Here is a 16,902-nt window from a genome sequence, read left to right as displayed (position 1 = left end):
TTTTTGGGTGCGTCTTTGCCTGTACCCTTTAAGAGTGAACTTTTTTGAACGTATTAGTACCCCCGTTGTGATGTCCAATCCGCAGGCAGATCGTGTGCGCGATATTGCGAAGCTGCGTACCCGCGCTGCCCGCACGAAGAAGGGCCAGTTCCTGGTGGAAGGCCCGCAGGCTGTGCGTGAGGCGTTGAAGGCGCATCTGAAGAAGCCGATTCTGGATGCTGTCTACGTTACGGAGGCGGCTTTTGACCGTCATGAGGATATTGCTGAGCTGCTGGAGCAGGTGTACGGCACTCCCACCCCGGAGGAGGGCCGCCGCGTTTTTATGCGTGTGGTGACCGATGAGGTGCTGGAGGCGATGGCTGATTCGGTGAGCCCGCAGGGTATTATTGCGGTTTCCTTTATGGTGGATGCGTCGTTCTCGCTGCTGTGGGGTGAGGGCGCGCTGAACCCGAAGCTGATTGCTGTGCTGTCTCGTGTGCAGGATCCGGGTAATGCGGGCACGATTCTTCGTGTGGCTGATGCTGCCGGCGCGGACCTGGTGATTACGACTAAGGGTTCGGTTGATTTGTATAACCCGAAGACGGTGCGTTCTACTGCGGGTTCGCTGTTCCACGTGCCGATTATTCAGGGCGTACAGCTGGAGGATTTCGCGGAGGACGTGAAGTCTCAGGGTACCGCTGTGTTGGCTGCTGACGGCTATGGTGCGGTGAATCTGCAGGAGCTGAGTGAGTACACTGCGGCTCGTCGTGCCGGTGTGGAGGCGAGCGCCCCCTCCGGTGTGAAGGGTAATTTTGATCTTTCAAAGCCGACGATGTGGCTTTTCGGGAATGAAGCTCAGGGCCTGAACGCTGAAGAGAAGGCAGCGGCGACCATGCGCGTGGCTGTTCCTGTCTATGGTTCGGCTGAGTCTTTGAATGTGGGTACGGCTGCTGCTGTGTGCCTATATGCTTCGGCGATGGCTCAGCGCGGCATGTCCCGCTAGTTTTTCTAGGGTTTGGGCGGTTCGTGGCTGTGGTGCAGCGGCGGGCCGCCTTCGCCTCATAGTTTTAGAGTTTTGGTTTAGGGCTGTAGAAAGGGAATTATGTCTGCTCCTTCTGGTCATTCGGGTTCGGGCGCGATTATTGCCGCGCTGGGCGCGAATCTGGGTATTGCGGTGCTGAAGTTTTTGGCTTTTGCGCTGACTCGTTCTTCGTCGATGTTGGCGGAGGCTATTCATTCGGTGGCTGACTCGGGTAATCAGCTTCTGCTTCTTCTGGGCGGTCGTGCTTCGCAGAAGCAGGCTGATGAGGAGCACCCGTTTGGTTATGGTCGTAACCGCTATATTTACGCGTTTATTGTGTCGATTATTATCTTTGCCCTGGGTGGCTTGTTCGCCCTGTATGAGGGTTATGAGAAGCTGCATGACCCGCACGGTATTACTGAGTGGCAGTGGGTTCCGGTGGCTGTTCTGGTGGGTTCGATCCTGCTGGAGGGTAATTCGTTCCGCGTGGCGGTGAAGGAGTCGCGTGAGCTGAAGGGCAAGCAGAGCTGGATGCGTTTCTTGCGTACTTCGAAGAACCCGGAGCTTCCGGTGCTTCTGCTGGAGGACGCGGGTGCGCTGCTGGGTCTGATTTTTGCGCTCTTTGGCGTGGGTCTGACCCTGCTGACCGGTAATGGCCTGTGGGATGCGTTCGGCACCCTGGCTATTGGTGTGCTGCTGGTCTTTATTGCTGTGTTCCTTGCGGTGGAGATGAAGTCGCTGATTTTGGGTGAGGCTGCTTCGCCGGAGGATTTGGCGAAGATTCGTGCGGCGATTGAGGATGGCGATAGCGAGCGCATTATCCACATTAAGACTGTGCACCTGGGTCCTGAGGAGATTCTGGTGGCGGCAAAGATTCGCATTCATGATGCTGACACCGGCCGCGCGGTTGCTGATGAGATTGACGCGGCTGAGGTACGTATTCGTGAGGCAGTTCCTGCGGCACGCATCATTTATTTGGAGCCGGATATTTTCCGGGCTTAGTTCTAGGAGATTTTCGTTATGACCGTTGAGATGATCGTTGATGGTTTGCTAAAGATTTTCGTTGGCCTGATCATTCTTTTGGTGTACCTGCGTCTGACTCACCGTTCTCAGGCGGGGCACCAGACCCCGATTGATACCATCGGTAACTTTGTCATCGGTGGTGTGTTCGGTGGCGTGTTGTACAGCACGCAGATTAGCCTGTTCTACTTTGTCATCTACATGGTGTTTACGCTGTGCATGATTCAGCTGCTGAACGTGGCGACGACGAAGGTTCGTTTTCTGCATATGGCGGTGCGTGAGCAGCGCGTGCCGGTCATTACGGATGGTGATATCGATATTAAGAGCTTCCAGCAGGCAGATGTGGTTCTTGATCCGATGCGCCTGATTGCTGACCTTCGTGCGCAGGGTATTTACGACCTGGAAGACATTGAGTTCGCTCAGATTGAACCGAACGGTGCGCTGAGCGTGATCCGTAAGGGTGACGGTGTGCCGAACTTTGCTCTGATTGTGAAGGGTAGCTTGGTCACTCGCGATATTGCGGATGCGCACAAGACCGAGGATTGGGTGTACCTGCAGTTGCGTGCGGCTGAGGTCGAACTTGAGGATGTCTTCCTCATGGAGTTCAAGAACGGTAACCGCCTGCTGATTCTGCTGAATGACGGCACTAATATTCGCCGTGAGGTAGCAGAGGCCTCGAATATGAATGATGAGGAAGAAGAGTGGCAGGAAGGCGTGGAGGAAGCTCCCGAGCCTGAGGATACTGAGGATGCAGAGCAGGAAGTAGCGGAGCACGCTGCTGAGGATGCGCATCCGATGAAGGATTCTAAAGCGTAGAAGAAGGTAGAGAAAGATGAGTGAAGTGTCGCCCTCGTTTGAGGTTCAGGTGGTTGGCGCCGCCGTGGTCGATTCTTTGGTGGCTCCGACCCGTATGCTGGTGGCTCAGCGTTCTGAGCCGCAGACTGTTGCCGGCATGTGGGAGTTCCCGGGCGGTAAGGTCGAGCCGGGGGAGAGCTGCGAGCAGGCGCTGGTGCGTGAGCTGAAAGAGGAGCTGGGGGTGCAGGCGCGTTTGGGTGCTGAGGTGCCCGGCGCGTACCCGCAGGGTTGGCGTCTGAGCGAGCGTCTGGCGATGCGCGTGTTCTTCGCGGAGATTCTTTCGGGTACTCCGGATACTTTGGAAGATCATAGTGCTCTGCGGTGGATGCCGTTGCCGAAGTCTAAGGATGACGCGCAGGCGTACGATGACCTGCTGGGTTTGCCGTGGATTCCTGCTGACTTCCCGATTGTGGAAGCGCTCCTGCAGCAGCTGCAGGATGCAGGTACTGGCGAGGCGTAGACCCAAGGTCTGACCTAATGCTCTGCGCTAGTTCGTTGCGAGGCTAAGTCACCGTTATGTGACACGTTCGCGGCGGTAACAGGATAAATTTTCTCTATCTTTTTTGACACTGTTTGAAGGTGGGATTCCCTGTGGGGAGTCCCGCCTTTATTCATATTTTGAGGGCGATTTATGCGCCAGGTGATTCTGACTTGTGTATTTGTTGGGGAGGGGATTTTGTCATATATGGGTTCGACACGGATACATACTTTGGAAACCAATCGGTAGGCGGGTAGTATTGAGGGAGAAATCACATACGTATTGGGAGACAATGATGACTGCTCAACCCCCGTTTGATCCGGGTGCCTACCGCTCCGACGCGGTTCCCTCGGACACTCAAGCTATTTATATTCAGGAAGGCGGCGCTGAGCCGCGCGGAATTCTGTTCCATTCGCCGACCAAGCACCCGAAGATTCTGCGACTGCAGGAGATTATGATTGTCTCCGCGCTGCTCTGCTTGATTCACGGTGTTATTTCCTCGTTCGCACCGGATAACCTGTCCCCGCTGAAGGGCCTGCCGGAGTTTGGCGTGGCGGGCGGTATTGGCCTGCTGGTCGTCTCTGCGGTCGTGTACATCTGGGTGTACTTCACGATTCAGAAGGGCAAGCGTCTGGGCCTGACCGTTGGCCTGGTGTTTGCAATTCTGGGTGCGTTCGTGGCGATTCTGTCTTTGATTGGTAATGTCATTGACGCTCAGCGTTACGGCTTTGTGCCCCTGTACGCGGCATGGTTTATTGCGAACGTGCTGTGGATTCGTGCTTCTTTCGACCCGGCTGTGAAGCAGGCTCTGAAGTAAGTACAACCCTTCAACCTTGTTGTTGAGGCAATATACCTAAGAACGCCCGGATGGACTATCCGGGCGTTCTGCTGTTTGCGCTTCGTTCTCTGGTCTAAAATGGATAGGATATGCGCCCGTCGCCTGCCCCTGTTCCGCACCCTGTGCGGGTAGCTGGGGGAGAGCAGACGGTGCTGCCTAAGGTGTATAACGAGCCAGCCGGCATAGTGCCGGTGGTATGCAGAGAAGAGTGACAATGACCGATTCCGTGCAGGAACACGAGGGTCTTAACGGCCCGGCTCAGGTTCTCGCCCGCATTGCGCAGGTTCTGGAGGAGAACCCCGAGAACGGCTTGGACGCTATCCGTGAGGCTTTTGAGGCTGAGCGTGAGCGCGCCCGCCAGGAGATTCGCGAGAAGGCTAAGGACTTTGACAGCCTCAAGGAGGTGCGACTGAGATTCTTCGGTGAGAAGGGCATCATGAGCATCGCTAACCGCCAGATGCGTGATCTTCAGAACCAGCACAAGGGCCCGGTGGGTAAGCTGCTGGGTCAGGCTCGTGCAGCCCTGACTGAGGCTATTGAGGCTCGTACCGCTGAGCTGGAGGCTGAGCGTGAGGCTCGCATCCTGGCTGAGGAAGCTGTGGACGTTTCTGCTGCTTCGCCTCGCCGTTCCCTGGGCGGCCGCCACCCGATTGCTCTGATGCAGGAGCGCCTGACCGACATTTTCGTTGGTATGGGTTGGGAAGTTGCTGACGGCCCGGAGCTGGAGTCCGAGTGGTACAACTTTGACGCTCTGAACATTAAGCCGGATCACCCGGCACGCGAAATGCAGGACACTTTCTACGTTGAGCCGAAGAACGCTCACCTGCTGCTGCGCACCCACACCTCCCCGGTGCAGATGCGCTCGCTGCTGTCTCGTGAGCTGCCGCTGTACATTGTGTGCCCCGGCCAGGTGTACCGCACCGATGAGCTGGATGCGACCCACACCCCGGTCTTCCACCAGATTGAGGGCCTTGCCGTGGATAAGGGCCTGACGATGGCTGATCTGAAGGGCACCCTGGAGTACATGGCCCGCGCCATGTTCGGCGAAGAGGCTAAGATTCGCCTGCGCCCGAACTTCTTCCCCTTCACCGAGCCCTCCGCCGAGCTGGACCTGTGGCACCCCAACGCCAAGGGCGGCCCCCAGTGGATCGAGTGGGGTGGCTGCGGCATGGTGAACCCGAACGTGCTGCGTGCCGCCGGCATCGATCCCGAGGAGTACTCGGGCTTCGCGTTCGGTATGGGTATTGAGCGTACCCTCATGTTCCGTAACAACGTCGCCGACATGCACGACATGGTCGAGGGCGACATCCGTTTCTCTGAGCAGTTCGGGATGGAGATCTAAATTATGCGTATTCCCCTGTCATGGCTGCGCGAGTTCGTGCCGGTCGCCGAGGACGCTTCGGCTGAAGATTTGATGGCAACCCTGGTGAAGGTTGGCCTGGAAGAAGAAGACGTTCACCGCCCCACCGACGAGATGTCGGGCCCGATTGTGGTGGGCCAGGTTCTCTCGATGGAACCCGAGACCCACTCCAACGGCAAGACCGTGAACTGGTGCCAGGTGCGCGTGGTTCCGGAGGGTCGGGAGCAGACCCTGACCGGCAAGGGCATCGAGCCCTCCGGCGTGCAGGGCATCATCTGCGGTGCCCACAACTTCAAGCCCGGCGACAAGGTCGTCGTGACCCTGCCCGGCGCCGTGCTGCCCGGCGGTTTCGCGATTACCGCCCGCAAGACCTACGGCCACAAGTCGGCCGGCATGATTGCCTCGACCCGCGAGCTGGGCATCGGCGACGATCACGGCGGCATCCTGGTGCTCTCGACCCTGGGCCTGGACCCCGAGGTCGGCACCGATGCGATGGAGCTGCTGGGCCTGTACGACCAGGCAGCCGAGGTGAACGTGACCCCGGACCGCGGCTACGCATTCTCCCTGCGCGGTATCGCCCGCGAGTGGTCCCACGCAACCGGAACCCCCTTCGAGGACTTCGTGCTCGCCTACGGTGAGCGCGCTCCCGAGGCGAACTCCTCCGGTTACCCGGTGGCCCTGCGTGACGAGGCCCCGATTCACGGTAACCCGGGTTGCGTGCGCTTCGTGATGCGCGAGGTATCCGGCGTGAAGGCCGAGACCCCGGTTCCGACCTGGATGTCCTCGCGTCTGCGTCTGGCGGGTGTGCGCTCGCTGTCGCTGCCGGTGGATATTTCGAACTATGTGATGCTGGAGACCGGTCAGCCGCTGCACTTCTACGATGCTGACAAGGTTCAGGGTGAGATTGTGGTGCGCCGCGCTGTTGCTGGCGAGAAGCTGGTGACCCTGGATGGTGTGGAGCGTACTCTGCACCCCGAGGACATCGTTATTGCTGATGATTCTGGCGTGATTGGTCTTGCCGGTGTGATGGGCGGCGCCTCGACTGAGGTGACCGATTCGACCACCCGCATTCTGGTTGAGGCTGCTCGTTTTGATGAGGTGTCGGTGGCTCGCACTGCTCGCCGTCACAAGCTGATTTCTGAGGCGTCGAAGCGTTTTGAGCGTGGCGTTGATCCGCAGATTCAGGCTGCGGCTGCTCAGCGTGCGGTTGAGCTGCTGGTTGAGCTGGCTGGCGCTCAGGTTGAGCCGGGCGTTACTGACGTGTCCCTCGGCTATGAGCCGGTCGTGATTGACCTGCCGGTTGATTACACTGCCGGTCGTATCGGCGTGGACTACTCGCCGGAGCAGATTGAGTCCTGCCTGCGTGAGATTGGTTGCTCGGTGGAGCGCACCGAGTCCGGTTACGCGGTGACTGTCCCGTCGTGGCGTACTGACCTGCGCGCGAAGGAAGACCTGACCGAGGAAATCGCACGTATCGACGGTTACGAGAACATCCCTTCGACTCTGCCGGTGGCTCCTGCAGGCCGCGGTTACACTCCGGAGCAGGCGGGTAAGCGTCGTGCGCTGAATGCGCTGGCTGCTTCCGGTCTGACTGAGGTGTTTGCGTACCCCTTCGTATCGGCTGATGCGAACAACCTGTGGTCGGCTCCGTGGATGAGCACCCCCGAGAACCCCGTGACTGAGGTTCCTTCGATTCGCCTGGAGAACCCGATTTCTTCGGCTGAGGGTTGGATGCGCCGCTCGCTGCTGCCCGGCCTGGTCGAGGTGCTCAAGCGCAACCTGTCTCGCGGCTTCAAGAACCTGGCCATCTTCGAATCCGGCCACGTGTTCATCCCGGGTGAGAAGCTGGGCTCGGAGTCTATTCCGCCGCTGGGCGCTCGTCCTTCGGATGAGGTCCTGGCTGATCTGAACGCCGGTATTCCGCAGCAGCCCACTTTCATTGCTGGTCTGTTTGCAGGTACTGAGCATGAGGCGATGCCGGGTGCTGCTCCGCGTGCTTACGACTGGCGTGACGCTCTGGACGCTGTGCGTCTGGTGGCTGCTGCTGTGTCGGCTGAGATTCAGGTGCGTAATGGTGTGCACACTGCATTCCACCCGGGCCGCGTGGCTGAGGTGCTGAATGCTGCCGGTGAGCGTGTTGGTTTCGCTGGCGAGTTGCACCCGAAGCTTCTGCAGGAGCTGAACCTGCCGGAGCGTACGTGCGCGTTTGAGCTGGATTTCTCGGCGCTGTTCGCTGGTCGTGTTGAGGCGCATCAGGCTACTCCGGTGCTGACTTTCCCGGCTGCTACTCAGGATGTGGCGCTTCTGGCGGATCGTGACCTGCCTGCTTCTGAGGTGGAGCGTGTTCTGCGTGAGGGTGCTGGCGAGCTGCTGGAGGATATCCGCGTGTTCGATGATTACCGCGGTACCGGCATTGATGAGTCGAAGAAGTCCCTGGCGTTTGCGCTGCGTTTCCGTGCGCCGGATCGTACGCTGACTGCTGATGAGGCGTCGGCTGCTCGTGAGGCTGCTGTGGCTGCGACTGTTGAGCAGCTGGGTGCAGAACCGCGTGTCTAACCGGGTCTAACCCTACGGCGTAACGCCTAGTGCTGACGGGGTGGGAGTCGCTGGCTCCCACCCCGTAGCTTTTGGCATTGCGTGGTGGGTTTACCCGTCGGTGTGTTCATGAAGCGCTGATAAGCGCTTTCCTTGGTGAACTCATGTGGTTATGGGTACCCTAGAAGATAGATGAAGTGAGGGAGAGAGTAATGGCTAATCGAGAGAACTCGCGCGATCAGGACGAGCTGTCGCAGTCTGAGGTCGAAGAAACCTATTTCGAGGATTCTCAGTACGATGACTCTGAGTACGGTGATTCTCACTACGAGGACTCTGAGTATGAGGAGTACGACGAGTACGAGGATTACGACGATGAGGAAGAGAACTCCTCTCTTTTCGCGATGAGTGAGGAAGAGCTGGAGGACCGCCCGGGTGTGAACTGGCTGTCGGTTCTTTCTGCTGCGGTTGCGGTTATTCTTTCCATTATTTTGGCTGTTGTGGGTGTCCGCGCGTTTGCGTCGGTCAATAATAACGCCGAGTATGCCGGTAAGAGCTGGGTTATTCAGGGTACTTATCAGGATTTGACTCCTGACCTGATTACGAAGGGTAATGTGGCTCGCTATAAGGGCAACCTGCCGGCTGATGACGCGCTGAACGGTAAGACCTATGTGTCGAACCTGAAGGATAAGTACCAGGTGACTTCGGGTGCTTCGATTGAGTTCCGTGGTTCGCAGACTGGTGATGTTCCCTCGGAGTTCCCGCGTGAGGTGGACGGCCTGCTGGTGGAGAAGAACGGCAACCTTGAGGTCGTTTACACCGCTGAGAAGGGCACGTTGAAGCCTGTGACTGAGGCAAGCGTGAACGCTGAGCGTTTTGCCGGTATCGCAAGTATTGTTGGTGCGGTGCTGGTACTTTTGCTGGGTCTTGGTTTTGCTGTGTGGCTGAACCGCCGTTCGCGCGATGTTGAGTATGAGGACTTGGATGGTCTGGTGGAGGATGAGCGCTAGGCGTTCTGAGTCCTGAGGATTCACCTCGAAGTTTTGCTGAAGGAGCCTGTTTCCGGCGCACGTGGTGTTGCTGGAGGCGGGCTCCTTTTTCGCGCTCGCCTACCGGAAGGTCTCTTGACCGGCGTAACGCGTCAGCCCACAATGTTCTTGCACGCTATGCATTCATTGCGAGGTTATGCGCCCGAATGTGTAGATACACGCTACATTCGCGGCGTTTTGTGTGACAGCTGGTGAGATAAACCCTGAAAATTCCCCCATATCTTGGAATAATCCATATTTGGCGCGCATATTTATGTGCATATGTATTATCTTGGGTAGTAAAGAATGTTGCGCTGCGCCACCGTTGGGCAGCTCCGTTCTGAATTCGTGATTGGCACCGTAGGAAGAAGAGATATTATGCCTTTCCCCTCGACCAAGATCGCGCGTCAGGCACGCATCGTTGAATTGTTGCAGACCCGACGTGTCCGCTCCCAGGCTGAACTGGCGCAGTACCTGACCGATGATGGTATGAAGGTTACTCAGGCGACCCTTTCCCGCGATCTTGTTGAAATTGGCGCTGAGCGCATCCGTGATGAAGGCGCCGGCTTGATTTATGCTGTGCCGAATTACCCTGCTCGTCGTGGCGGCGGCACTGCACCTGATGCTCGTATGATTTCCCTGTTTAAGGAGCTGCTGATTACCGCTGAGGGTTCGGCGAATATTACGGTTCTGCGTACTCCGCCGGGTGCTGCGCAGTTCTTGGCTTCGTCTATTGATCAGGGCGGTCTTGAAGCGATTATGGGCACTATTGCCGGTGACGATACGGTAATAGTGATTACTCGTGACCCCAATGGTGGGGCTGCGCTTGCCGAGAGCTTCTTGGATTGGTCTGCTGCTCAGTAGTAGCTGGGGCGTATCTTGCGCTGTTCTTCTGATGTTTCGGGGGAGCGGTTGAAGGTACGCCCTTCTGCTGTCTTCGGGCTCTTTGCCGGGCTTCTAGCTCGGCTTCTCTTTTTCTAGATATACCGATTTTTCTGTGGTGAGAGTTTTCTATCATGTCTGAAATGCACGATTCAGCGAACAATATTGCCTACCTTTTGGCGGAGGCTGGTTCCGGTTCTGATTCTGGGGTTAAGGCGGCTTTGACGATTCCGGCTTCTGACTCTGCTGATATGCAGGTGGTGAGCTACGCGCAGTTGGCATCTGCGGCCGCGCAGGTTCAGCGTCATCTGGTGGGGCTGGGTGTTGAGCGTGGTGACCGTGTGGCGTTGTCTATGCCGAATGTGGCGTTGATGCCGGCGTTGTATTACGGCATTGTGGCTGCGGGTGCGATTTGTGTTCCGTTGAATCCGCTGTTGTCGGGTGCTGAGCTGGAGTATCATCTGCGCGATAGCGGGGCGAAGGTGCTTTTTGCTTTTGCGGGTACTCGTCTGGCGTCGGAGGCGACCTCGACGGTGCCGGTGAAGAACGGTTCGGTTCGTTGCGAGATTTTCACCGGGGGAGAGGGCTCACCGGTGGCTCCTTTTGAGGCGCCTGCTGATAGCGCGCTGTCGGATGCTGTTCCGTCGGCTGCTGTTCTGGAGCCTGTCCCGGTAGCGGAGAGCGACCCGGCGATTATTCTCTACACTTCGGGTACGACGGGCAAACCGAAGGGGGCGACGCTGACTCACGCGAATATCCTCTCGAATGCTCGTAGCTGCGTGAGCGTTTTTGGGTTCACCGCTGAGGACGTCATTTTTGGTGGTCTTCCGCTGTTCCATGCGTTCGGTCAGACTGTGTCGATGAACGCGGCGTTTGCGGCGTCGGCTACGGTGGCTCTGCTGCCGCGTTTTACTCCCGATGGTGCGCTGAACCTGATTGAGCGTGCCGGGGTATCGGTGTTGGCTGCGGTTCCGAGCATGTATGTGTCGTTGGCGGCAGCGCTGGAGGCTGAGCCTGAGCGTGCGCGCTCGCTGCGCGGTCGCATCCGTTTCGGTATTTCGGGCGGTTCGCCGCTGCCCGCCCCGGTGCATGCCGCATGGAAGACGCTGATTGAGTGCCCGGTATACGAGGGCTACGGTTTGAGCGAGACCTCGCCGGTGGTTTCCTTTAATCAGGCGGAGTTTGGCATGGTGCTCGGCTCGGTGGGTCGTGTGCTGCCGGGCGTGCAGGTGCAGGTGCGTTGCCCGGAAGGTTCCGAGTGCGCGCCAGGCGTGAGCGGTCAGCTGTGGGTCCGCGGCGAGAATGTGATGGCTGGTTACTGGAATAATCCGGCGGCTACTGCTGAGGTTTTTGACGGCGAGTGGTTTGCGACCGGTGATGTTGCTCGTGTTGATGAGCAGGGCAATATTTTTATTGTGGACCGTATTAAGGACATGGTTCTGCGTAACGGCTATTCGGTGTATCCGCGTGAGATTGAGGATGTTCTCTATACCCATGAGCAGGTGCAGTCGGTAGCTGTGTTGGGCGTGCCGGATGAGCGCGTGGGCGAGGAGGTTGTCGCCGTGGTGATGCCGCGTCCGGGTGCTGATGAGGGCGTGCTGCAGGCGGAGTTGAATGCGTTGGCGCGTACTCGTTTGGCGGCGTATAAGTATCCTCGCCGCTACGTGATGGTGGAGAGCATGCCGCTGGGGCCGACCGGCAAGATTCTTAAGCGTGACTTGCGGGTTGTGATTCAGCGGGGCTAGTCCCGGCAGATGGTTCTTATCGCTCATCTGAGGACAAGCGCGGGTGAAGAGGGTAGAATTTTGTAGGCGGCTTCTACCGCGTTATTGTTCCCGGGTAGTTTTTCCGGGGCTATCCCCTTCACGAAAGAGAGAGCATGAGCGTTCCCGCTTCTGAGGCTTCGCGAACCCCTATTGAGCAGTTGATTCCGACTGCTTGCGCTACGATTCCGAATTACCCGCATGAGGGTATCCTCTTTTACGATGTGACCACTCTCTTCGCTGATGCTGAGGTGTTCAAGGCGTGCATTGATGAGCTGGCTGCTCGTTTTGAGGGTCAGTTTGATGTGGTGGCTGGTGTTGAGGCTCGCGGTTTCTTGCTGGCTTCTGCGCTCGCGTACGCTACGGGCACTGGCATTATGACGGTTCGTAAGGCGGGTAAGCTTCCGCGTGAGACGTACCGTGAGGAGTACGCGCTGGAGTACGGTAGCGCCGCGATCGAGATTCACTGTAGTGATTTCGCGCCGGGCACCCGTGTTCTTCTGCTGGATGATCTGCTGGCGACTGGCGGTACTCTGGTGGCTGCCGCGAAGCTGGTGGAGCGCGCGAACCTGAAGGTTGCCGGCGTTGGTGCTCTTCTGGAGCTGGAGGGCCTGGGCGGTCGTGAGGCGCTGGACGGTTACCGTCTTGAGACGCTGAGCTTGGTCTCTGAGTACCCGCTGCCGTCGAAGTAGTTTTATAGAGTTTGAGGCGTACCGTCCTTTGGGCGTGTGCAGCTGATATTGATGAGGGGTGCCCCGCCGGTTGAGCCGGTGGGGCACTTTTCTGTGGGGGTAATATTTCGGCGCTGCGGAGCCTGTCCTGTAAAATAGTGACCCGTATTTTTGGGTGTCTGTCGCACCCTGTCTTTGAGACACCATAGGTTTAAGGAGCTTACGTGTCATCTGAATCTTTGCCCCAGCAGTCTGCTGATTCTTCGGCGGCTGAGAAGCTGTTTGCTGAGCAGATGGCTGCGGAGCGTGAGTATGTTGCTCGCGTGTATGCCCGTCTGGATGAGCTCCGTGAGGAGACGGCTGAGAAGCTGGCTGCTGTGCGTAAGAATCAGGCGGTGGGCGGTCATCAGAACCGTTCGGAGCGTGACTCTTTTGCTACTCACTATGAGGATCGTTTGGCACAGCTGAATGCTGTGGATTCTCGTCTGACCTTTGGTCGCCTGGATATGGACCGTGAGGGCGCTGATGCGGTGCGTTATATCGGTCGTATCGGTATTACGGATAGCAATCAGCAGCGTCTGCTGATGGACTGGCGTGCCCCGGAGGCGGGTACGTTCTATCAGGCGACTGCTTTCCAGCCGATGGGTGTGCGCCGTCGCCGTCACCTGATGCTTGAGGGCCGCACTGTCGTAAATATTGAGGACGAGGTCTTCGATTCGGAGATGCTGCAGGATGAGGACACCCTCCACGGTGAGGGTGCTCTGCTGGCGGCGTTGAACAAGAAGCGTACCGGCCGCATGGGCGATATTGTGGCGACGATTCAGGCTGAGCAGGATGCGATTATCCGCTCGGAGTTGCCGGGTGTGCGTGTGGTGCAGGGCGGTCCCGGTACCGGTAAGACCGCTGTGGCGCTGCATCGTGCGGCGTACCTGCTGTACACGAACCGTGAGCGCCTGTCGAAGGCGGGCGTGCTGGTGGTTGGTCCGTCGAATTCGTTCATGTGGTACATCGAGCGTGTGCTTCCGTCGCTGGGTGAGACCGGCGTGGTGATGTCTTCGTTGGCGACCCTGTACCCGGGTCTGCGTGCTGTGCCTGAGAAGGACCGTGCGGTTGCCGCGTTGAAGGGCGATTTGCGCATGGTGAAGGTTATTAAGCGTGCGGTTGCGGATCGTCAGAAGGTGCCTGCGCAGGTTCAGCGTCTGAATGTTGAGGGTACTGATGTTGAGCTGACTCCGGAGATGGTTCGTTCGGCTCGTTCTCGTGCTCGTTCAACGGGCAAGCCGCATAATGAGGCTCGTGAGACGTTCGTGAAGATTCTGTTGAAGGAGCTGACCGCGAAGCTGGACGATCAGCTGAACCGTGCGGCGGGTCGTGTGGTGGAGCGTCCGTATCTGCAGGATGATGTGCGTGCTTCGATGGATGTGCGCCGTGCCTTGAACTTGGCGTGGATGCCGCTGTCGCCGGAGACTCTGTTGCGCTCGCTGTTCTCGAAGCCGCACTATCTGGAGTCTGCTACTCGTGAGTTGTCGAAGGCTGAGCGTGAGCTGCTGGCTCGCCCGGCGGATGCCCCCTTTACGGAGGCTGATGTTCCTCTGTTGGATGAGGCTGCTGAGCTTCTGGGTGATTTTTCGAAGGTGACCGGTGCGGCGGCTGCGGCTCGTGCTGCGGCGGAGCATCGCGCGAACCTTGAGAATGCGGCGAAGGCGCTGGAGAATGTTCACCAGTCGCTGGAGGATATTGGCGCTGATGGCGTGATTACTCCTGAGCAGATTGCGATGATGAATGAGGTTCGTGGCGAGCGTATGACGGCTGCGGCTGCGGCTTCTGCTGATCGTACCTGGGCGTATGGCCATATTGTGGTGGATGAGGCTCAGGAGCTCTCGCCGATGCAGTGGCGTCTGCTGATGCGTCGTTGCCCGATGAAGTCGTTCACGATTGTGGGCGATATTGCTCAGGCTTCCTCGGCTGCGGCTGCTTCCTCGTGGTCGCAGGCGTTGGAGCCGTTTGTGGGTGAGCGTTTCACCCTGGAGGAGCTGACGATTAATTACCGTACTCCGGCTCAGATTGCTGAGGCGGCGGTGTCGGTTGCTCAGGCTGCTGGCTATGAGGTGTCTGCGCCTCGTGCGGTGCGTGAGGGCAAGTGGCCTCCGCTGGTTCATGAGGTCGCCTCCGAGTCGGTTGTGGAGCAGACCGTGTCTGTGGTCAGCGAGGAGGTCGCTCATTCGGGTGGCGCTCTGATTGGTGTGGTGTGCCCGCCGAGTCTGTACGTTCAGACGGCTCAGGCTGTGGCTCGTGCTCATGCTGATCGTACGGGTACCGCGCAGACGGCGTTGGAGAATCAGGTGCTGGTTCTGACTCCGTGGGAGGCTAAGGGCCTGGAGTTTGATGTTGTGGTGATTGTTGAGCCGCAGCAGCTGATTGATGATGCTGATGGTGCCGTGGGTGACTTGTATGTGTCGATGACTCGTCCGACTCAGCGCCTGCATATGGTGGGTTCGCGGATGCCCGCGGGCCTGTAGCTCTGTAGCACCTTTCTTGTTATTTCTTTGAGCCGGTGCCGTACCGGTTTGGGCGCTCGCTTGGGTTTTTCTGAGCGTTTGTGCCGGTGCGGTGCTAGGCTTGTTACATATTTTGTTCGAGCGCCTTTGGGCGTTGTTACCTTGTGAATGGGAGAAGCATGTCTGCCGAGATCCTCAACGCGCAGCATAATGACGATACCTTCGAGAATATTTGGCAGGAACTGAAGTGGCGCGGCCTGGTGCACGTGAGCACTGATGAGGCTGCCCTGGAGAAGGCGCTGAGCGAGGAGAGCCTGACTTTCTACACGGGCTATGATCCGACTGCTGCGTCCCTGCACCTGGGTCACTTGGTGCAGCTGCTGGTGATGCGTCGTCTGCAGCTGGCTGGTCACAAGCCGCTGGGTCTGGTGGGTGGTTTCACCGGTTTGATTGGTGATCCGCGTCAGACGTCTGAGCGTGTGCTGAACTCTCCCGAGGTTGTGGCTGAGTGGGTTAAGTCTCTGCGCGCGCAGATTGAGCGTTTCCTCTCGTTCGAGGGTGAGAACGCTGCTCGTATGGTGAATAACCTGGACTGGAGCGGTCAGATGTCTGCTCTGCAGCTGCTGCGCGATGTTGGTAAGCACTTCCGCGTGGGCACCATGGTGAAGAAGGAGATTGTGGCGAAGCGTCTGAACTCTGATGAGGGCATTTCGTACACCGAGTTCTCGTACCAGATTCTGCAGGGCCTGGACTTCCTGGAGCTGAACCGTCGTTTCGGCTGCACCCTGCAGACCGGTGGTTCTGATCAGTGGGGTAACCTGACCAGCGGTACCGAGCTGATCCGTAAGGTCGAGGGTAAGAGCGTTCACGCTATTGGTACCCCGCTGATTACTAACTCTGACGGCACCAAGTTCGGTAAGAGCGAGGGTAACGCTATTTGGCTGAACCCGCAGATGTGCTCGCCGTACGCTTTCTACCAGTTCTGGCTGAACACTGCGGATGCGGATGTGGTGGATCGCCTGAAGGTCTTCACCTTCCTGACTCGTGCTGAGATTGCTGAGTTCGCTGAGAAGGTTGAGAAGGAGCCGTTCAAGCGTGAGGCTCAGAAGACTCTGGCGTACCTGGTGACTTCGCTGGTTCACGGTACTGAGGCTACTGATCAGGCTGTTGCTGCTTCGGAGGCTCTGTTCGGTAAGGGCGATTTCGCCGCTCTGGATGAGGCTACCTTGGAGTCTGTGGTTGCTGAGCTTCCTTCGGCTAAGCTGCCCGAGGATCGCCTGGACATGATTTCTGTTCTGACTGAGCTGGGCTTTGCGAAGTCTAACTCTGAGGCTCGTCGCATTCTGAAGGAGGGCGGCGCTTCGGTGAACGGCGTGAAGGTTCAGGGCGAGGACGCAGCTATTTCTAAGGATGACCTGTTGCACGGTCGTTTTGCGATGGTTCGCCGTGGCAAGAAGAACCAGGGTGCTGTAGAGCTTATCTAGTCTTTTCTGACTTTCTCTATACATATAGAAGGGGGGAGGGGTCTTCTCCACTGAGTAGTCAGTGGGGGAGTGCCCCTCCTTTTCTGTTCTCCTCATGTCCCTACATACGAGTCCTATAGAGAGCCCCTCCGTCAGGAGGGGCTCTTCTTTTATCGTTCTGCTGCCTTCTGGTTCTGGGTTTGCCTTTGTTCGCGAGGGCTTTGGGTGCCTTTCGACCCTGTTTTGGGGATCCAGAGAGGGGGATTCGCAGATTTTTGAGGTTTCTAGAAGTTTTTTTGAAGATTTTCTATCACCCTTAAAACACTCTGACTAGGCACTTTAGTGCCTGGAAGGGTGTTTGAGACCCTTTCAAGGCCCTTTTTGTGTCCTACTTCACCCTTTTTCGGGTTGCAGGGGTGTTTAGGGGTCTGTATAGTTGTATGAGTCGCTGCGGCGAGGAGGAAAAAACGAAGAACTTCTTCGGTGTTTCTCCTAGTCGGAAGCGGTTTGACTG

At 57.8% G+C, this 16,902-nt stretch carries 14 protein-coding genes; 13 read left to right on the top strand and 1 reads right to left on the bottom strand.

Annotation, left to right across the window (positions count from 1 at the left end):
• Positions 1-70: 70 nt before the first annotated feature.
• From AB8C10_RS04800 to tyrS, 13 genes are all read left to right on the top strand, one after another.
• The gene (locus AB8C10_RS04800) at positions 71-982 is read left to right on the top strand and encodes a TrmH family RNA methyltransferase (RefSeq protein ID WP_368867052.1); all 912 of its coding nucleotides are present in this window, start codon (positions 71-73) and stop codon (positions 980-982) included.
• A 99-nt stretch (positions 983-1,081) separates the two neighbouring features.
• A complete protein-coding gene (locus AB8C10_RS04795; protein WP_070687935.1) occupies positions 1,082-2,002 on the top strand; it encodes a cation diffusion facilitator family transporter in 921 nt (306 codons plus the stop codon).
• A gap of 18 nt (positions 2,003-2,020) precedes the next feature.
• Positions 2,021-2,836 (top strand): DUF421 domain-containing protein, encoded by an 816-nt coding sequence (locus AB8C10_RS04790; protein WP_368867021.1) that lies wholly within the window; start codon positions 2,021-2,023, stop codon positions 2,834-2,836.
• A 16-nt stretch (positions 2,837-2,852) separates the two neighbouring features.
• Positions 2,853-3,335: a (deoxy)nucleoside triphosphate pyrophosphohydrolase gene (locus AB8C10_RS04785; RefSeq protein WP_368867020.1), complete on the top strand. Its 483-nt coding sequence runs from the start codon at positions 2,853-2,855 to the stop codon at positions 3,333-3,335.
• 313 nt (positions 3,336-3,648) lie between these two features.
• Positions 3,649-4,170 (top strand): ABC transporter ATPase, encoded by a 522-nt coding sequence (locus AB8C10_RS04780; protein WP_368867019.1) that lies wholly within the window; start codon positions 3,649-3,651, stop codon positions 4,168-4,170.
• Positions 4,171-4,405: 235 nt separating this feature from the next.
• Positions 4,406-5,533, top strand: a complete 1,128-nt coding sequence (gene pheS, locus AB8C10_RS04775; RefSeq protein ID WP_368867018.1) for a phenylalanine--tRNA ligase subunit alpha — start codon at positions 4,406-4,408, stop codon at positions 5,531-5,533.
• A 3-nt stretch (positions 5,534-5,536) separates the two neighbouring features.
• The gene (pheT, locus tag AB8C10_RS04770; RefSeq protein ID WP_368867017.1) at positions 5,537-8,107 is read left to right on the top strand and encodes a phenylalanine--tRNA ligase subunit beta; all 2,571 of its coding nucleotides are present in this window, start codon (positions 5,537-5,539) and stop codon (positions 8,105-8,107) included.
• A 191-nt stretch (positions 8,108-8,298) separates the two neighbouring features.
• Positions 8,299-9,093 carry a hypothetical protein gene (locus AB8C10_RS04765; RefSeq protein WP_368867016.1) on the top strand — a complete coding sequence of 265 codons (795 nt, stop codon included), beginning with the start codon at positions 8,299-8,301 and terminating at the stop codon, positions 9,091-9,093.
• A gap of 396 nt (positions 9,094-9,489) precedes the next feature.
• On the top strand, positions 9,490-9,975 hold the full coding sequence (locus tag AB8C10_RS04760; protein WP_005507137.1) for an arginine repressor: 486 nt from the start codon (positions 9,490-9,492) through the stop codon (positions 9,973-9,975).
• 152 nt (positions 9,976-10,127) lie between these two features.
• Entirely contained in the window at positions 10,128-11,738 is a 1,611-nt protein-coding gene (locus AB8C10_RS04755; protein WP_368867015.1) for an AMP-binding protein, read from the top strand.
• A 134-nt stretch (positions 11,739-11,872) separates the two neighbouring features.
• A complete protein-coding gene (locus tag AB8C10_RS04750) occupies positions 11,873-12,448 on the top strand; it encodes an adenine phosphoribosyltransferase (RefSeq protein ID WP_049341761.1) in 576 nt (191 codons plus the stop codon).
• 203 nt (positions 12,449-12,651) lie between these two features.
• Positions 12,652-14,946 carry a HelD family protein gene (locus AB8C10_RS04745; RefSeq protein ID WP_368867014.1) on the top strand — a complete coding sequence of 765 codons (2,295 nt, stop codon included), beginning with the start codon at positions 12,652-12,654 and terminating at the stop codon, positions 14,944-14,946.
• A 158-nt stretch (positions 14,947-15,104) separates the two neighbouring features.
• Positions 15,105-16,409: a tyrosine--tRNA ligase gene (tyrS, locus tag AB8C10_RS04740; protein WP_049358214.1), complete on the top strand. Its 1,305-nt coding sequence runs from the start codon at positions 15,105-15,107 to the stop codon at positions 16,407-16,409.
• Between the two features lie 263 nt (positions 16,410-16,672).
• On the opposite strand, the gene AB8C10_RS04735 is transcribed toward tyrS, so the two are convergent.
• Positions 16,673-16,902: hypothetical protein (locus tag AB8C10_RS04735; protein ID WP_368867013.1), on the bottom strand; the 230-nt coding region annotated here is incomplete at its 5' end.

Source organism: Rothia mucilaginosa (genome assembly GCF_964210535.1).
Lineage (GTDB): Bacteria > Actinomycetota > Actinomycetes > Actinomycetales > Micrococcaceae > Rothia > Rothia mucilaginosa_F.
This window is presented reverse-complemented; position numbering and strand designations above follow the sequence as displayed.